The organism is Vibrio sp. 1F279 (assembly GCF_041439815.1).
In the GTDB taxonomy this organism is placed as follows: domain Bacteria; phylum Pseudomonadota; class Gammaproteobacteria; order Enterobacterales; family Vibrionaceae; genus Vibrio; species Vibrio tasmaniensis_A.
In genome coordinates this window covers 1-15,651 of the sequence record NZ_JBGOOU010000046.1, presented here as the reverse complement: position 1 = coordinate 15,651, position 15,651 = coordinate 1, and the positions used below count along the sequence as shown (strand labels likewise).

19 protein-coding genes and 3 pseudogenes are annotated in these 15,651 nt (G+C 40.9%); 18 read left to right on the top strand and 4 right to left on the bottom strand.

The genetic code is table 11. From position 1 onward, the window contains the following. The first annotated feature begins 379 nt into the window (after window positions 1-379). Together ACED60_RS22745 and ACED60_RS22740 are read left to right on the top strand one after the other, a co-directional pair. The gene (locus ACED60_RS22745) at window positions 380-547 is read left to right on the top strand and encodes a DUF2913 family protein (RefSeq protein ID WP_017098234.1); all 168 of its coding nucleotides are present in this window, start codon (window positions 380-382) and stop codon (window positions 545-547) included. Between the two features lie 64 nt (window positions 548-611). Continuing rightward, complete coding sequence (locus ACED60_RS22740; protein ID WP_017098235.1) at window positions 612-890, top strand: hypothetical protein; 279 nt, start codon at window positions 612-614, stop codon at window positions 888-890. Between the two features lie 183 nt (window positions 891-1,073). On the opposite strand, the gene ACED60_RS22735 is transcribed toward ACED60_RS22740, so the two are convergent. Then, window positions 1,074-1,250 (bottom strand): hypothetical protein, encoded by a 177-nt coding sequence (locus ACED60_RS22735; RefSeq protein WP_158008840.1) that lies wholly within the window; start codon window positions 1,248-1,250, stop codon window positions 1,074-1,076. Between the two features lie 245 nt (window positions 1,251-1,495). Between ACED60_RS22735 and ACED60_RS22730 the strand changes: the two genes are divergently transcribed. The 4 genes from ACED60_RS22730 to ACED60_RS22715 all read left to right on the top strand — a co-directional run bounded on the left by ACED60_RS22730 (window position 1,496) and on the right by ACED60_RS22715 (window position 5,937). Beyond that, the gene (locus tag ACED60_RS22730) at window positions 1,496-2,005 is read left to right on the top strand and encodes a hypothetical protein (RefSeq protein ID WP_102421416.1); all 510 of its coding nucleotides are present in this window, start codon (window positions 1,496-1,498) and stop codon (window positions 2,003-2,005) included. Between the two features lie 430 nt (window positions 2,006-2,435). After that, entirely contained in the window at window positions 2,436-2,855 is a 420-nt protein-coding gene (locus ACED60_RS22725) for an Hsp20 family protein (protein WP_017091829.1), read from the top strand. Between the two features lie 178 nt (window positions 2,856-3,033). Beyond that, a complete protein-coding gene (gene dnaK / locus ACED60_RS22720) occupies window positions 3,034-4,923 on the top strand; it encodes a molecular chaperone DnaK (protein ID WP_102258078.1) in 1,890 nt (629 codons plus the stop codon). Window positions 4,924-5,064: 141 nt separating this feature from the next. After that, window positions 5,065-5,937, top strand: coding sequence for a DnaJ C-terminal domain-containing protein (locus ACED60_RS22715; RefSeq protein WP_017100395.1), 873 nt, complete (start codon window positions 5,065-5,067; stop codon window positions 5,935-5,937). A 223-nt stretch (window positions 5,938-6,160) separates the two neighbouring features. On the opposite strand, the pseudogene ACED60_RS22710 reads toward ACED60_RS22715, so the two are convergent. After that, window positions 6,161-6,805: pseudogene (locus tag ACED60_RS22710) on the bottom strand (DDE-type integrase/transposase/recombinase); the annotation flags it as partial. Between the two features lie 672 nt (window positions 6,806-7,477). Between ACED60_RS22710 and ACED60_RS22705 the strand changes: the two are divergent. From ACED60_RS22705 to ACED60_RS22660, 10 genes are all read left to right on the top strand, one after another. Continuing rightward, a complete protein-coding gene (locus ACED60_RS22705; protein WP_017098241.1) occupies window positions 7,478-7,852 on the top strand; it encodes a hypothetical protein in 375 nt (124 codons plus the stop codon). 151 nt (window positions 7,853-8,003) lie between these two features. Next, window positions 8,004-8,633: a tyrosine-type recombinase/integrase gene (locus ACED60_RS22700; protein WP_371728549.1), complete on the top strand. Its 630-nt coding sequence runs from the start codon at window positions 8,004-8,006 to the stop codon at window positions 8,631-8,633. A 203-nt stretch (window positions 8,634-8,836) separates the two neighbouring features. After that, a complete protein-coding gene (locus tag ACED60_RS22695; protein WP_017086663.1) occupies window positions 8,837-9,580 on the top strand; it encodes a hypothetical protein in 744 nt (247 codons plus the stop codon). 50 nt (window positions 9,581-9,630) lie between these two features. Continuing rightward, the gene (locus ACED60_RS22690) at window positions 9,631-9,816 is read left to right on the top strand and encodes a hypothetical protein (RefSeq protein WP_017086662.1); all 186 of its coding nucleotides are present in this window, start codon (window positions 9,631-9,633) and stop codon (window positions 9,814-9,816) included. A gap of 9 nt (window positions 9,817-9,825) precedes the next feature. Continuing rightward, window positions 9,826-10,062, top strand: coding sequence for a hypothetical protein (locus ACED60_RS22685; RefSeq protein WP_017086661.1), 237 nt, complete (start codon window positions 9,826-9,828; stop codon window positions 10,060-10,062). A gap of 11 nt (window positions 10,063-10,073) precedes the next feature. Continuing rightward, window positions 10,074-10,253, top strand: coding sequence for a hypothetical protein (locus ACED60_RS22680; protein ID WP_017086660.1), 180 nt, complete (start codon window positions 10,074-10,076; stop codon window positions 10,251-10,253). A 41-nt stretch (window positions 10,254-10,294) separates the two neighbouring features. Beyond that, window positions 10,295-10,645 carry a hypothetical protein gene (locus ACED60_RS22675; protein ID WP_050613167.1) on the top strand — a complete coding sequence of 117 codons (351 nt, stop codon included), beginning with the start codon at window positions 10,295-10,297 and terminating at the stop codon, window positions 10,643-10,645. Between the two features lie 22 nt (window positions 10,646-10,667). Next, complete coding sequence (locus ACED60_RS22670) at window positions 10,668-10,808, top strand: hypothetical protein (protein WP_371728548.1); 141 nt, start codon at window positions 10,668-10,670, stop codon at window positions 10,806-10,808. Between the two features lie 78 nt (window positions 10,809-10,886). Then, window positions 10,887-11,234, top strand: coding sequence for a hypothetical protein (locus tag ACED60_RS22665; protein ID WP_137033526.1), 348 nt, complete (start codon window positions 10,887-10,889; stop codon window positions 11,232-11,234). A gap of 42 nt (window positions 11,235-11,276) precedes the next feature. Beyond that, window positions 11,277-11,672, top strand: coding sequence for a hypothetical protein (locus ACED60_RS22660; protein ID WP_371728547.1), 396 nt, complete (start codon window positions 11,277-11,279; stop codon window positions 11,670-11,672). Here the strand turns inward: ACED60_RS22660 and ACED60_RS22655 are convergent. Then, entirely contained in the window at window positions 11,632-12,621 is a 990-nt protein-coding gene (locus tag ACED60_RS22655; RefSeq protein WP_371728546.1) for an IS5 family transposase, read from the bottom strand. The genes ACED60_RS22660 and ACED60_RS22655 overlap by 41 nt on opposite strands. A gap of 114 nt (window positions 12,622-12,735) precedes the next feature. Here ACED60_RS22655 and ACED60_RS22650 point away from each other — a divergent pair. Continuing rightward, window positions 12,736-12,990: pseudogene (locus tag ACED60_RS22650) on the top strand (DUF2913 family protein); the annotation flags it as partial. Window positions 12,991-13,662: 672 nt separating this feature from the next. Further along, window positions 13,663-15,282, top strand: coding sequence for a methyl-accepting chemotaxis protein (locus ACED60_RS22645; RefSeq protein WP_102258642.1), 1,620 nt, complete (start codon window positions 13,663-13,665; stop codon window positions 15,280-15,282). A 250-nt stretch (window positions 15,283-15,532) separates the two neighbouring features. Here the strand turns inward: ACED60_RS22645 and ACED60_RS22640 are convergent. Beyond that, window positions 15,533-15,651, bottom strand: a pseudogene (locus tag ACED60_RS22640) (IS6 family transposase); the annotation flags it as partial.

The following is a 15,651-nucleotide window of genomic DNA, read 5'->3' as shown; positions in this document are numbered from 1 at the left end:
GAAATTTAAGCAGGTCCGCTTTTAATAGCGGTCTACCAGTAATAGTCGGTGCTCTATTTACGGTTGAATTCAAAGAATTCTTCAACGTACTGAATAAACTTAAATAACGAGATTAACCTTGTTATTCTTAGCGTGTTCAAGTCACGCCTTAATTGTTAATTATGTTTGGGCTGAGGCGCGGTTGTATCACCTTGACTACCTTGAGCTCAGGCTTTTCGGACGTTCTTCCACCGGATTATAAGAGTTAGCGACCATTCATGAGCCTTAACTTAAAGTACTATCAAGCAATAGACCAAACGATTTCAAACGCCTCCCCTCTCGTTATTATTCATTTGACCAAAGCCAAGCCTATTGGCCTACAAAAAAAAGAAATGAGTTTTTGGTAGAGTTCATCAAGCCAAAGATAAAACAGCCTCAATATTCTAAATGTAAGAAAGAGCTGAAGACCATGCTGAGTATAGGCAGGAATGCCAAGGGCCACCTAGAGGAAAATTTATGGCAAATGAACGAAATTAACCTCAATTATCAAGCCAAATTCACTCATTAGGATGAGCTCTACATCATGTTGACCGCTCTCTTTGAACAGCAGTGTTTTGCCTCAATGTTAGAAAATGAAACCTTTTTCTAAGAAGGTTAAAACTCATCGATTAAATACGTTGATTGATAAAGTCCAAGGTACAGGAACCTATCGAGTGGAAGTGGGTCATATTGATGATCAGGAAGTTATTCATCTGCTACTGCATAGGACTGAAAAGCAAATGCTAGTCGATCTGTTGAAAGTTCGGAAATGTCTTGCTGCTCGATTGTTGGTTTATGTCAGTTCTAATAGCGATCCTGATATGAGTGTGGTGATGAAAGCGGTGGAGGGGGGCTGTTGGATGAATGCATGATTCATTCCCTAGGAAACTATACTTATGCTGCAAAGGTATTGGGACTCGATCGTGGCACAGTAAAAAGGAGGTATGAACGCTTTCTCAAAGAGAAAGGTGAGATGAATTGTATAAGGACATAGGTCATGGTTCATTTTCTGGTCGTTATCACTTGATTTTTATCACGTGTGCTTCGTTTTATCTCTAATAGAGTGGTTCTGTTGTTGATGCTTCTTCACTGGGACGTTCTCGCTCCGCTCGGTTTATTCCTTCGTTTTGCTCCTCTGTCGACAACTTGAGTTGCTTTATCGAGCCTGCTCGATGAGCTTCTACGTTCCTGAGAACAATCACCCAAGGCACTTCTCTCTTCGTTCGAGGCACCTCGTCCTCTCTCCTCGTTGATCTCTCTGTCTTTGAATAAGTTCGAATAAGGGCTTGTTTTCTTATGCGCCGATTTCTTTCACTCGCTTCATTTTTGGGTTCGCAGGCTGTTAACCGTCTCTCCCCACAACCTGTTTTTCAAGGGAGGCTTTGCCGCTGTGCGCCCTTGCAAAGCAGAACGATGTTGAGAGAGCGGACAGCCAAGCGGCTCCGAAAAGTGATACTCAAACAGAAAGGAAATTCTCATGGCGCAACAAAACTCAATCCCAACTCTCTCTAATTCAAATTCATCGACCAGCGTTTCGCCGCTGGGGCACGAAAGCTCACCAAAAAATGATATCTCTAGTCCTTTGGCGGTATTGAAGTTGCGCTCTCAAGTCAAAAAGTGTCGTGATGAGGCGAAAAAAAAGTCTGATTGGGTTTCCAAAATCCAGCGTTTGAAAATGTTCAGTCGTCGTCAATCGCCCGAGCAGCAGGCTGATATCGCAGCGTTAAAAGACCAAGGGTTCGTTGAAGCTATCAAGCAGCAGTTTCCGCTATTGGGGTCGCGTCGTTTTGCTTTCCATGAAATCCGTGACTTTTTCATCGAATTAAATGGCGCTGGCTTTGGTGAATGGTTTCTTCACGAGCGAGCGGATCACATCATTCTGTACACCAACTACGGGTCAGTATTTCCAGCATTGCGATTTGTGACAAAGGGGGAGGGGACGTTTAAGTGCTCAGGGTTTTGTTTTGATGTGCGTTTTGGCGCTTAGGGTGTCACATTAAAATACATTATATGCTGACAGATCCAGGCCGCGATTTGGGTTGTGTGTAGGAATGAGCCAGCGAAGAACCTGTTAGATCGAATCTGACAGAATCGAGCTAGCGCTTTTGCTAAATTAACAATTTATAAATGACCAAAAAAACCTAATGTTAGTATTGACAGGTTTCTCTTGGGATAATATTTTAAAAAAACGAACTGACAGATGAAGTTCTTAAGTTGCCCACTTCGCCTTCTTAGGGAAGCTAGGGCAATTGTAATCAAGGAACGTTGACGTTGTAGTATGCGACATTAGCGAGTTCCTTAAACCTGTTAACACCTGGAACATATGTCTTACGGCGCCTACGTGGTGCAATAGAGTCTGTCTCCGGTCTTGGTGTACTAAACACTAAGAACTATTGCTTATTTATGAGGATAGTATTATGCGTAATGTAGATTTTTCTCCGCTATACCGTCATGCCATTGGTTTTGAACGTCTATTTAACCTAGCGGAGAGTAGCACGAATAAGCCATCTTGTAATGGCTACCCTCCATACAACATCGAGCAGAAAGACGAAAACAACTATCGTATTACGATGGCTGTAGCTGGTTTTTCTGAAGATGCACTAACTCTTACCCAGAACGAAAATATGTTAATCGTTTCCGGTGAAGTTCAGCCTGTAGAAACTAAACCTAATTACCTTTATCAAGGGATCGCAGAGCGTAACTTTGAACGTAAATTCCAGATGGCTGACTACGTAACCGTTAAAGCAGCGAGTATGGGAAATGGTTTGCTGCACGTAGACCTCGTCCGTGAAGTCCCAGAAGCAATGCAACCCCGTCAGATCTCAATCCACAAATAATGACTGGGGAAACAGGATCGGATAAGGTGATTTTAGTATTCGATTTTACTAACCTTGTCTAAAAATATTGCTGTTTATCACCACTAGAGTGCAAGACTTAAACGCTTGTACTCATATAGAAGAATAGAATTACATATTTTGCATTAGAAAAAATAATTTTAATAAGAGAGGTCTTATTATGAGTAAAATTATCGGTATTGACTTAGGGACAACAAATTCATGTGTTGCCGTACTTGACGGCGACAAACCTCGCGTACTAGAAAATACTGAAGGCGAACGCACAACAGCCTCGGTAATCGCATACACTGAAGGTGAGACGCTAGTTGGTCAACCTGCGAAGCGTCAAGCGGTTACTAACCCTCAAAACACCCTATTCGCTATCAAGCGTCTAATCGGTCGTCGTTTTGAAGATGAAGAAGTTCAACGCGATATCGAAATCATGCCTTTCAACATTGTTAAGGCTGACAACGGTGATGCCTGGGTTGAAGCGCAAGGCCAAAAAATGGCTGCTCCTCAAGTATCTGCTGAAGTTCTTAAGAAAATGAAGAAAACAGCTGAAGACTTCCTAGGCGAAGAAGTAACTGGCGCAGTTGTTACTGTTCCTGCTTACTTCAACGATGCTCAGCGTCAAGCAACGAAAGATGCTGGTCGTATCGCAGGCCTAGATGTTAAACGGATCATCAACGAACCAACTGCTGCTGCTCTAGCTTACGGTCTAGACAAGCAAGGTGGTGATCGCACTATCGCTGTATACGACCTTGGTGGTGGTACATTCGATATCTCTATCATCGAAATTGATGAAGTAGAAGGTGAGAAAACTTTCGAAGTTCTTTCAACTAACGGTGATACTCACCTTGGTGGTGAAGATTTCGATAACCGCATGATTAACTACCTAGTAGATGAGTTCAAAAAAGAGCAAGGTATCGACCTTAAAACTGATCCACTAGCAATGCAGCGTGTTAAAGAAGCAGCAGAAAAGGCGAAAATCGAGCTTTCTTCTACTACTCAAACTGACGTAAACCTACCTTACGTTACGGCTGATGCGAATGGCCCTAAGCACATGAACATCAAAGTGACTCGAGCGAAGCTTGAGTCTCTAGTTGAAGACCTAGTTCAACGTTCTCTTGAGCCACTAAAAGTAGCTCTTGCAGATGCTGCCCTATCTGTAGGCGAAATCACTGACGTTATCTTAGTGGGTGGTCAAACTCGTATGCCTATGGTTCAAGCTAAAGTAACTGAATTCTTCGGTAAAGAGCCACGTAAAGATGTGAACCCTGACGAAGCTGTTGCAATGGGTGCTGCTGTTCAAGGTGCAGTGCTAGCTGGTGACGTTAAAGATGTTTTACTACTTGACGTTACTCCTCTCTCTTTCGGTATCGAAACGATGGGCGGGGTAATGGCTAAGCTTATCGAGAAAAACACAACTATCCCGACTAAAGCGGTGCAAGTGTTCTCTACAGCTGAAGACAACCAAAGCGCAGTAACTATCCACGTTCTTCAAGGTGAACGAAAGCAAGCGACTTACAACAAGTCTCTTGGTCAGTTCAACCTAGAAGGTATCCAACCAGCTCCACGTGGCATGCCACAAATCGAAGTAACATTCGACCTAGACGCGGATGGGATCCTGAACGTATCTGCTAAAGATAAAGCAACAGGTAAAGAGCAAAAGATCACGATACAAGCATCAGGTGGTTTGTCTGAGGAAGAGATCGAAGCAATGGTACAAGAGGCAGAAGCTAACAAAGAAACGGACAAGAAGTTCGAAGAGCTAGTCATTGCACGTAACCAAGCTGACCAAATGATTCACGGTACTAAGAAGCAAGTAGAAGAAGCGGGTGAAGCTCTACCTGCAGACGAGAAAGTTAAAATCGAAGCGGTTATCGAAGCTCTAGAATTAGCTAAGTCTGGTGACGAAAAAGAAGTGATCGACGCTAAAGTTCAAGAACTTATGCAAGCAGCTCAAAAGCTAATGGAAATTACTCAACAGAAAGCACAAGCACAGCAAGCTGATGAACAACCTAAGCAGGACGACGATGTTGTTGATGCTGAGTTTGAAGAAATGAAGTAACGCCACTGACGGATAATTGCTTTCGAGCTGTTAAACGTTGAGTTATGTATCATGGAGACGTGAACTTATTGGTATTCAGGGCGTAAGAGGTCACTCATACGCCCTTTTTTGTTTGAATGAGAAATTGAGTGAGTTTTTAGCATGTCAAAACGAGATTATTACAGCGTGCTAGGTGTATCTAAGGGAGCCTCGGAGAAAGAGATTAAAAAAGCCTACAAGAAGTTGGCGGTGAAGTATCACCCCGATAAAAATCCCGGAGATGCGACAGCAGAAGCGAATTTCAAAGAAGTAAAAGATGCTTATGAAATTTTAACAGACAAAGAAAAGCGCATTCAGTATGACCAATTTTGTCATACTGAATCTGAGAATCGTGGTTTTGGTGGTCACAGTGGGTTCGAAGACTTCTTTAGTGATGCCTTCCGCCAACGTGGCGGCTTTGGTGGAGGGTTTGAGGATCTCTTCTCACAAACTCGTGGTGGACACGGGCGCCCACGCGGACAAAAAGGTCAAGATCACCAATATACGCTTACTGTAGACTTTATTGATGTGGTTCAAGGGGCTGAAAAAACGGTCGAATTGCTAATCAATGGTAAACAGAAAAAAATCAAAGTTAAGATCCCTTCGGGTATTAAAGATGGTGAAAAGATACGTTACTCCGGTAAAGGTGGTTTAGGCGTTAATGGTGGTCCTTCGGGGGATTTATTATTCATTATTGAAACCAGACCACATGGGTTTCTAGACCGCGATGGTAATGACATTATTTGTCACACCAAAGTTGATATGGTTACTGCGGCTTTAGGGGGGGAAGTTACGGTGAATGTGTTAGACAGTCGCTTTAAACTCAAAATTCCAGCGGGTACTCAAACAGGGCGCAAATTCAAGATGACGGGGAAAGGCGTGACAAGTCGTAAAGGTGAAGCGGGCGATCTATTGGTGGAGGTTCAAGTTGAAATACCCAAAAATCTAACCGATGCACAACGTGAGTTGTTAGAACAATTTGGAGCAACGCTTTAGTCATTTAAAGTAAAATGAACAAAACCAGCTCTAGAGCCAAAGCCGTATAATGTGGGGTTGTATCGCAAAATTATGATGAAGTATAAGTGTACTGGTTTTTAGATGTAATTAGGCTGCTAGTGCGTAAAATTGCTCCCAAGCAGATAAGCCTTCAGGATTATCGAGCTGTCCGTTTTTAATTATCGACCACAGTTCCACGCCTGCCAGGGTGGAACTGGCTCTCTCATACAAATTCCCCCCCTAAACACTGATGTATTTTACCTTTCACTTTCCGGTGACTTTGCTCAACTATATTGTTCAGATATTTAACTTGAAATACTTCAATCAAGTTGAGTCTCTTCTCCGTCAGCCAGAGTTGAACATTGATGTTATGCAGCGCTAACGCGTTGGTACCACTCTTATCGATAACCACTTTTTCTGATAAACCATTATAGCCGATTGCCTTGGTAAAGAAGGCGCGAGCCGCTTTCTCATCATGGCGATCGCAGAGTAAAAAATCAATGACATGGCCGTTCGCTTCTCCCACGACACCAGGAAATGGACTGTTTGTTTGAGGATGTATGGCAGCCACTAGGGGGGCCAAGTTCTTCACTCTTGTCCCGCGCAAGTTTATTGCTTGGCAGTAACCTGCTTGGTAAACCATTTTGTGCAATGGCCTTATTCAGAAAGGCTTTGGCAGCTGCCTCATCACGGTTCGGGCTAAGGTAGTAATCGATCACGTTTCCAAATTTATCGACGGATCGATAGTGGCGTGATCTACAACAACTCTACGCTCAAGCTGTATCTCTTCAATTTCACGATAACTGAGTTTATAGGCGAGATAATAACGTACGGTTTCAAGAACAACTTCAGAAGGAAAGTGACAGCCTTACACATTAAGAATCAGTTTCATGAGTAGAAATCAAGCAAACCTTAACTTAAATCCTCAAAGTTTGCGACAGAACCTAAATTAGTCACCGTACGGTGCTTCTTTCTTGGATTGTATTATCGATCATATGTTAAATTGACAAAATTAGGCTGGCTTTTGCGCGGTAGGGGACGACTCTAGCTACAACCGCTCGAAAGTCAGCCATTTCTCTTTCCATACCCTAGAGTTTTCTCCTGAAAGTTAATTACAGAATTTAGTTAAATGTTAACGGGTTGTGATGTGTTTTGGTTTCGCTTGATTTTTTGATCCTAAACCTCAAAATGATCAGTTTTCTCTAAATTAGTAATACTGACGCCGCTTCGCTCTGTCGGCTTCATACTGACTCTACATGCAAGTATATAGCAGCCAGCATGAACCATATATAAACAAGAACATATTGAAATTATTGATTAATTCAACATTAATCAATTGGTGAGGATGTTTATTGTGTCGTGATGTGATTCTTATTATACTGGTTAGATATCCAGTAAAAAAAGGGCTATTTATGAAAAAAATGTTACTTGCGGTGGGAATATCATCAGCGCTATTGGGCTGTACGAACACTGCAACGCCCCCCCCCCTATTACCAATCATATTGAGATTGGGACAAAGGCAGGGGCACACAGTGTTATTGTGTTAAATTTTAACAATGCTGAAGCGATGCCTGAGTATCAAACCTACGATGTGTATTTATATTTATCTCAGTTGCCGGAAAGTAAGGGGTTTGAGATTTGCAATTTTGAATATGACAATTGTGGTAGTCAGTACTCCGCCTGGCAACATGTATTACGTCCCGAGCAAAATGGCATTTGGCTTAGTTATGATTTCAAGTTTCCTTTGAGCTTAACGCAAAAATACGATGTGAATTTAGCTAATATTCAAACGATAGCTAATCAGGCGTTTTTAGAATGGGATAAGGCAGAAAGTCTTTATACCAAAGAAGTTTCTATGTCAGGTAAAACAGTTCAAATCGAGTCTTTAACAGCAACAGCCCATCAATTACCTTAACCACTCCAGTATGTAGTATCGTGATCAGTTGATTTCGATACTACGGAACGTTTTCCCCCAAAGCCAGTAATTCCAATCCTTAGATCACTGATTTCTAAACTTGTCACTGTTAGCGTGTATGTTTATTCATGTAAAACAGGAAAATGCACACATGGCACTACCAAAGCTCATCGAGGACAAAGACAAAACTTGGGTCTTTAAAGTCATCACACAGACACCAGAGCCAGAGCTTAATGCGTGTCTAATGGGATTTTTCTTGGGTAGTGGAATGACAACACTAGAGGTATGTCGCATCCAAGTTCGAGACATTGTTAAGAAGAACGGACACCTAACAAAATGCTTTGCCATTAAAGGCGATGTGAATCGAGATTTTTATCTGTCCAACATTAAGCTACAGAATCTTATCAAGAACTACATTGAGCAACGGCTAAAAGATGGTGATCACCCCGATCAATACAATGCTTTTGATGCTGATGAACCATTCTTTAAGCGTAGGAATGGCGACCATTTTAAAATCAAGCATAGAACCACAGAGAAAGGTAATACGACTTACCACTGTAATGCTTTAAATAATCACATCAAACGATTGTTGGCTGATTCTGGTATTGATCAGCCTAGTATTCTAAGCGGTAGACGCACGTTTGCTGTAAGGCTTAAACGTCATGGAGTAGACGTTCCGACTATCCATTTGATGCTTGGAAATAAGAGCCTTGAAACCACGTTAAGACTTATAGAGACAGATACTGTGAGTATGCTAGCAATTGCAGATATGGCTTTTTAAAATATGCTAGACATATATGACGGGTGTATGTAGTGTGCTTTTATTAGCTACAAACAAGTGAGCCACCCTCGAAAGGGTGGCTCTTAAACTCGCTACCTGTTGTCAATACTGTTTCCAGCGGAAGAGGACAGGGCTATCACAACAAGAGGATTAACCTCAGTTGTTTCTAATAATACACAACCTTGATACAGAGGGCAAATAATTTGGATTTGGAAGAGATCAAGCAAGGACTTTCTACAGAAAAACTAGAGACCTATCGTCAGGTGCTCGACTGTAAATCTGATAGTGAGTTGATAGCCGTTTATATGGCGATGCAAAGTATAATGTCTCAGTTTTTCTCAGTAGTTCAGCTACTTGAAGTGACGTTGAGAAATTCAATCCATAAATCAGCAACAGAATGCTTTGAAGATGATGAATGGTATAAGCGAATTCCTCTAAGTCAAGAGTCTCGAAAACAAGTCGATTTTGCAGAACAGCAGTGTTTAAAGGATGTAGGCGTTCGATATACCAGTAACGATCTTGTTTCTCGATTACCGTTTGGATTTTGGGTTCACATGTTACACCGAGACTACAACAACCCTCGCAACAGAGATCATAACCTATGGCAAACACAGTTGGATAAGTGTTTCCCGAACGCTAGAGAGAAGAGAGTTAAACTCAATACATTATTTCAGAAAATGGGAGCATTAAATAAGTTCAGGAATCGTTTATTCCATCATGAGCCAGCATGGAAAGGTAGATCCACTCGAAACCGAGTTGATGCTATTGAGTTTCTTCTAAAAATGTTCAATGAGCACACGGACGCTATTTACTTACTATCCACTTCTAAACGAGAGCTTATTACAGTGTTAGGGTTTGAAGAAAAATTCAATCAAGAGTGTAATATCAAAAACTTAGAACGTTTTGAGTCGTTGTTAGCTCCTGAGAGTCGAAATACTGGCGATTAGTGAGCTAGACATATTTGACAGGTAATTAAATTGGAATATACTAGACACATATGACAGGTAGAAATATTACAGAGTTTCAGCTTATAGCAAACGCTAAAGGTTGGAAGTTTGAAGAAATCGCAAAACGTTGGGGTAAGTCCGAACGCCAGTTATCACGGATAGCAAAGGCGGGTGAACAGCGTGACTTAGACGCTGTGAATGGCCTACCAAACAAAGACAACGAACAAAAGGGATAAAAAGACATCATGTTTTTTGAGTTCTTTGATTGGAAAATTAAAGCAGGAATAATTATTACCGTTGCTCTTATGTTGGGTAGCGTAATCAGCTTCATTGTTGCGTGGACAGCACCAGTGCCAACCGATGCATTATCAGCCGTAACCAAATATCTAAATTATCGTTGGTTTGCTTTCTTTGCTGTCAGCACATTGTCTATTGGTGCGGCAACAATGAAGTATCACGATAGAACACTAAGACGTTGCTAAGGGGAAGTCGTATGGCAAGAGCAAGAAAGGCTGAGTGTCCAGAGTGTGGCTGTACCAATATAGGTAAGGAACGGATGTTTGGTGTCCAAACTGGTGACTACGTATGTAGAGAGTGTGGACATACTAGTACACCACCGGAGTTTCATGATGCGTTCGAACGCAGCGAAGCAGACTCATCAGAATCTGAGTAATGAACATTCAATGCGTAATTAAGAGGAACGAGGAATAAATTATGAGTAGCTTAATGAAAGAATTGGATTACAGCGATTTAGGTTTTGCTGAATATTCTAGTCAACAATTTGCAACCGTCATCTTTGACCGCTCAGAAGACGCCAAAAGCGTTTATATCACAGTTCTTAGAGATGGGAAAATTAACCAGTTTACTGGTGATAATCGCTATAACCCATCCTCTAGACGCCACGCTTCTGCTGTATATGTTCGAGAAGAATGGCCTGATGGAAAGGTAATCAAAATCTGTACGATTCAACACAAGGGAACGACTCTTATTGAAGTTCACGCAGTATCGAACGAAGAGTTAGCTTACTTATTTGGTGTGAAAGATGTTAATAGCATCGCCATTTAAACTACTTCATGGGGGTAAATACATGTCAGTTTATAAAGAAAAAAATCTCGATGAACTATCGAGTCAAGAGCTCAATGACTATCAAAATTTAGTAAATCGAACGATTGCTCAACTCTCAATAGAACTTAAATCAAGCTCTCCAAGTAGAGCCAAAGATGCTTAAGATAGGCTTATTCATTGGGAGGAAAGATTATCTAATCTTGTATCTTTTCTTAATAATCGAAAGTAAGGGGGAAATGGCGTGCAATTAAAATCAATTCTAGCCGCTATCGCGGTCTTAGCGTTTGCGCCCCAATTGGTCTACGCACAAACGTCAGCTTTTAGTGTAAAACCAATCAAAGCTCAAGCGAATCAGGTGCTAGTCACATTACCAAACAAGTATGATGCTTCTGACATCATCAAAGTCGAGATTAACGATCAAAGCTATTTAAGTGTTCATTATCGCAATAAAACAACAGGTAGAAACGATAGTGTTTGGTGTGCTGAATATACTAACTCAGGTCTTAAAAAAACTCATAACGCATCAAAACCTGTCACAAAACCGCTTTGTGATGCTGGCATTGCAGCTTTCAAGAAAGCAGCGCACTAAACAAGAAATGATAACTCCGTATAACATAGAGGTTATAAGTTAATGGAAAAGCATGTTGAAAAGTTGGTTCTCAAGGAAATGATGAAGCTCTCTGATAATAAGGTATTACTCCTTGATAATTTGCAAATTCCTTTGTTAAACACACTGGGTTTACAATGGAGTGAATGTCTACCGTTCTTAGAAACTGTCCTCAATGATTTGAGTGATAAGGGCGTAATTCGAACCGAGAATCTACGTTCGGGGCAGTGGCGATTTTTCAAAGGCATTGAGTTTGACGACTACACTAAACCGCCTCAGAAACATGCGTTAGGTATCAATATTGAAAGCTTTCACAATAATGGCTCAGCGCAATTTGGGCGCTGTTGCATCGCTCAATCCTCTGGTCTTTTGATAGATCTTAGGCGCAACGATAACTTTGAGGCATCCCCATTGCGGTAAAGCGGTTCAAAACACCACAAGCAATCATCATTTCCATCTTTTGATTGTTAAAACTTCGGCTGTGGAGTTGGTTACCAAATGTTCGTTTATATCGCTGCATTGCCAATTCTCCATGAGCACGTTTTCCATACTCGTGCTTCTTTTGCCAGGCGATTTGACCTTTCGCCGCAATTTCTATCATCGCTCGACTTCGTACTCGATGGTCTCGCTGTTCATCGTAGAGCAAATTTTCCTTGGGTGGAATGACAATATCAGCATCCGGGAAGTGGCTATCTAACGTGTCATATACCGTATTTTCGTCATAGGCCTTATCCGCAAATACTTGTCCTACCGGTACGCTTATTTGGTCACAAATATCTCCGACTACAGCCTCATCCTTCGTGTTCTTGTCTGTCATAACTGCAGCTCTAATGTAGTGGTTGTGATCGGAGCCAATATGCATTTTTCGCCAACTACGCTTACTACTCACTTTGTGTTTTTCTTGATGCCATTCGTCTCTACCAAACCTCTTTAAGCCTGTAGAGTCAATGGTTAGCGCGACGACATCATTATTTTCAATCTGTGTGTTATGTTGCTTTGGGTAGAGTGGCGTTTTGATATTTAGGCCTTGAAGTCTACGAGAAAGTTGGCTGTAGCTAGGGCAAGTTAATGGGAAGTCCAACATGTCAAATAACGAATCAATATAACCTTGAGCTTGACGCAAGGGTAAGCGTAATACCATTCGGATTTCATGACATATCAATATAGCTTCATCAGTATAGTGAGGGCTAGAGCCAGTGCCGTCATAGGTACGGTCTTTATGGTTCCATGTATCTAAGAGCTCTTCGTTTATCCAAATATCGATTCGTCCTCGGTTCATCAATGATTGGTTGTATTCAGGCCAGTTCGTCAGTTTATAGGTTTGCTTTGGAATGTGGTGGCGCTTTGAATTGTTAAACTTGTTTGGCATGGATAAGTAAGCCTCGAGGCGAAAACTGCATTATATCAGTAGAAGCCTCGTGATTATTGTGCTGCTCCGAAATACGAGCGATGCAACAACGCCCTCATCATGACGTAACCAGAAAAGACAAAACTTGTTGAAGAGACGCCGACTCAGGATAGAGACGTTGTTTATCTCGATAGAGCGCACATTGATTATTGCTTCGATGATGATAATCGCCAAGTTGCACCAATCTCGTTGTTCATACATACCAATGAATTGGGCAAGTTTACTCACTGCTTAACAGAGCAACGTTACTTCAAATTCGAGCAGTATCAAGTCAGCGAAGAATTAAGAAATTATCATTACCAACTTCATCCTATTCGCTCACCTGATTGAAGAGCCAGCGCGAGCAGTAAACTTACGCTAGCTGGAGGTTTGATTTTTGGGTACTGATTAAGTGCCGTTACGTTAAATAAGACGACGTGATTTCTTGTGTAATGAAGGGGCATATTTAATGAACTAACGATAAATTGTCGAACCATACCAACGAAGGCACCAAAGAATGATTTCAGGGGCAAAGTGTTTCCATTTGAATGCGGGATTGGCCATTGAGTCACTAGATTAGAAAAGACAGAACTGAATTCTGAGTCTTGGCTGATTTTTTTGCAACAACCCCTATTTGTCACGTCCCATCCTTTTTGTGACAAACGAATAGAAAACTGATCATTTTTGGGAACACGCGACGAAATCGAGGTGAAAACGCATCACAAACAATGAGTAGTTAGGGGCTTCAAGTTAGCGATAGAAAGAGGAACGACGAAAAACCCGACCGCTTACGGTCACGCCCTTACGGAAAACTTATTCCTTTATTGTCTATCGACAATTGCACTGTGCATGTTGTTTAAATCCAATAAGGTTTATATGCATATTCGGATTGTGTTGCTTTTTGCAATGCAATTTAAGAATCAACAACATAACAAATCTATCATGATGCATGTTTGTTAGCGCTTTTTTCTGTGGTTCGAATCTTGCTTTATAATAAATCTATTGCACTCTTTACGGTGACTTATGAATAAAATCTCAACGAAGCTACTCTTAATTCCGATGTTATTTTCTCTTTCTCTTTTTGCTGTTCATGCGTTAAATGGTAACGTTTCTCAAATAATCATGGAACGATTCCAATCGGTATACTTAGACCGTGTTATTCCATTATCAAACTTGAAAAAAATCTCAGACTTGTACGCCGTTAACTTGATTGATGCCGCCAATAAACAACACGTAGGGTTAATTACTAAGGACCAATTTTACACAGGTGCATCAGAATCCATTAATGAAGCAAAATCAATTTGGCAAGAATATCTAAAAACTGCATTAACGGACAAAGAAGCAAAATTGGCCCAAAGGTTAGAGAAACAAATTTCAACGGTTGAATCTCAGGTTCCACTTTTGCTGAAACAACATAAAAGCAACGCCGTTGATGACTATATGATGATAGAAACATTATATAAGCTAGTTGATGCTATGGGAGAGGATTTAGGATTGTTAATTGATCTACAACTTGATGTTTCTAAGCAAGAGTTCACATTATCAAATTCTGAGTTGAGAAAGTCTACGTTGTGGGGCTGGACTATTGTTTTACTCACTTCATTACTCGTGTCTATCCTTTCATTCTGGTTTGCTAAAAGAGAAGTTAGAAATTTACCCATGATTGTTGAATGGTTAAAGGCGCTTTCGGAAGGTAAAGTTCACAACAAAACGTTGCCATTGAGCAGAAATGAGCTTGATAGTATCTCTGAGTCTGTAACAATTTTATCTGAACGGCTATCAGGTGTCGTACTAGAAAGCCAAAACGTAATGAGTACAATTAAAGTTAAACAAGACCATTCGTTGGTTCTTGTTGATCAGAATCGAAAAAATTCATTAAGTGAACTTTCATCTGTTGAACAAGTGGCAACAGCATCCACTGAAATGGCGTCCACAGCAAATGATGTTGCTACAAATGCAATGAAAGCAGAGGAAGCCGCTATGGAAGCAAATAGCGTGATTGAATCCAGTCAATCCATCCTCATGAATTCAACACAAACAACAGAAAAAATAAGTAATTCTATTTTAGAAGCAAAAAATTTAGTTAATCATCTTCGAGAACATTCGGAGACCATTAGTTCTGTAGTTGATGTTATCAACAGTATCTCAGAGCAAACCAATCTATTGGCCTTAAATGCTGCAATTGAAGCGGCTCGTGCAGGAGAACAAGGGAGAGGGTTTGCTGTTGTGGCTGATGAAGTCAGAGCATTGGCTGCCAAAACACAACAATCAACAGTTGATATTCAAACCATTATCACCCAACTTCAAGAGAAGTCTAAGCAAGCTGATGATTCCATGAGTAGAAACGTTGAATTAATGAATCTAACCAAAGAGGCTACGAATGAGTTGACGGAATCATTCGCGATAATATCAGAGAAAGTTACGGGTATTTCTGAAGTAAATGCTGTCGTAGCAACGGCTTCCGAAGAGCAAAGTGCCGTTACTCAAGATATTTCAAAGCAACTCGAAGATATTAATTCGCTGGTTCAACAGAATATAAAAGGAATAGAAGAAAGTACAAATTCCAATCAAGAAGTTGGTGCTTTAGCTGAAAAATTACAGTCAGAATTATCTTTTTTTGAGGTGAAAAAAATTAATGATTGAGGTTGCATTATTGAATTCACTCGCAAGTTCTTAGTGTTGGTATTGAGCGACAATTACCTTGGCCGTCGCATTGACTCAATAATCTACTTATCTGAAAACACTTACCCTTTTGGGAAATATGTGCCAATAAATTTTTGCGGTGTTTCTTTGGTGGGCTTGTTGCAACTAATCAGATAATGCAGATCTACCCAGTCAGGGGCTGTTGCAACTAATCAAAGAATGCAGATCTACCCAGTCATGGGCTTAACGATTACTGGTAAATCACCTCAACATTGAACAGACGATTCATGAAGGCGGATCTCTCCCGAACAAGCGTTTTACGTTCATCATGACGTAACCAGAAATCAAACTGGCCTTTGTTCAACATTC

Excerpts from the sequence above, each read along its gene's own strand:
- ACED60_RS22715 (WP_017100395.1), top strand. The coding sequence starts at position 5,065 with ATGTCAAAACGAGATTATTACAGCGTGCTAGGTGTATCTAAGGGAGCC.
- ACED60_RS22690 (WP_017086662.1), top strand. The coding sequence starts at position 9,631 with ATGACAGGTAGAAATATTACAGAGTTTCAGCTTATAGCAAACGCTAAA.
- dnaK (WP_102258078.1), top strand. The coding sequence starts at position 3,034 with ATGAGTAAAATTATCGGTATTGACTTAGGGACAACAAATTCATGTGTT.
- ACED60_RS22645 (WP_102258642.1), top strand. The coding sequence starts at position 13,663 with ATGAATAAAATCTCAACGAAGCTACTCTTAATTCCGATGTTATTTTCT.
- ACED60_RS22685 (WP_017086661.1), top strand. The coding sequence starts at position 9,826 with ATGTTTTTTGAGTTCTTTGATTGGAAAATTAAAGCAGGAATAATTATT.
- ACED60_RS22675 (WP_050613167.1), top strand. The coding sequence starts at position 10,295 with ATGAGTAGCTTAATGAAAGAATTGGATTACAGCGATTTAGGTTTTGCT.
- ACED60_RS22740 (WP_017098235.1), top strand. The coding sequence starts at position 612 with ATGAAACCTTTTTCTAAGAAGGTTAAAACTCATCGATTAAATACGTTG.
- ACED60_RS22655 (WP_371728546.1), bottom strand. The coding sequence starts at position 12,621 with ATGCCAAACAAGTTTAACAATTCAAAGCGCCACCACATTCCAAAGCAA.
- ACED60_RS22670 (WP_371728548.1), top strand. The coding sequence starts at position 10,668 with ATGTCAGTTTATAAAGAAAAAAATCTCGATGAACTATCGAGTCAAGAG.
- ACED60_RS22725 (WP_017091829.1), top strand. The coding sequence starts at position 2,436 with ATGCGTAATGTAGATTTTTCTCCGCTATACCGTCATGCCATTGGTTTT.
- ACED60_RS22660 (WP_371728547.1), top strand. The coding sequence starts at position 11,277 with ATGGAAAAGCATGTTGAAAAGTTGGTTCTCAAGGAAATGATGAAGCTC.
- ACED60_RS22730 (WP_102421416.1), top strand. The coding sequence starts at position 1,496 with ATGGCGCAACAAAACTCAATCCCAACTCTCTCTAATTCAAATTCATCG.
- ACED60_RS22680 (WP_017086660.1), top strand. The coding sequence starts at position 10,074 with ATGGCAAGAGCAAGAAAGGCTGAGTGTCCAGAGTGTGGCTGTACCAAT.
- ACED60_RS22700 (WP_371728549.1), top strand. The coding sequence starts at position 8,004 with ATGGCACTACCAAAGCTCATCGAGGACAAAGACAAAACTTGGGTCTTT.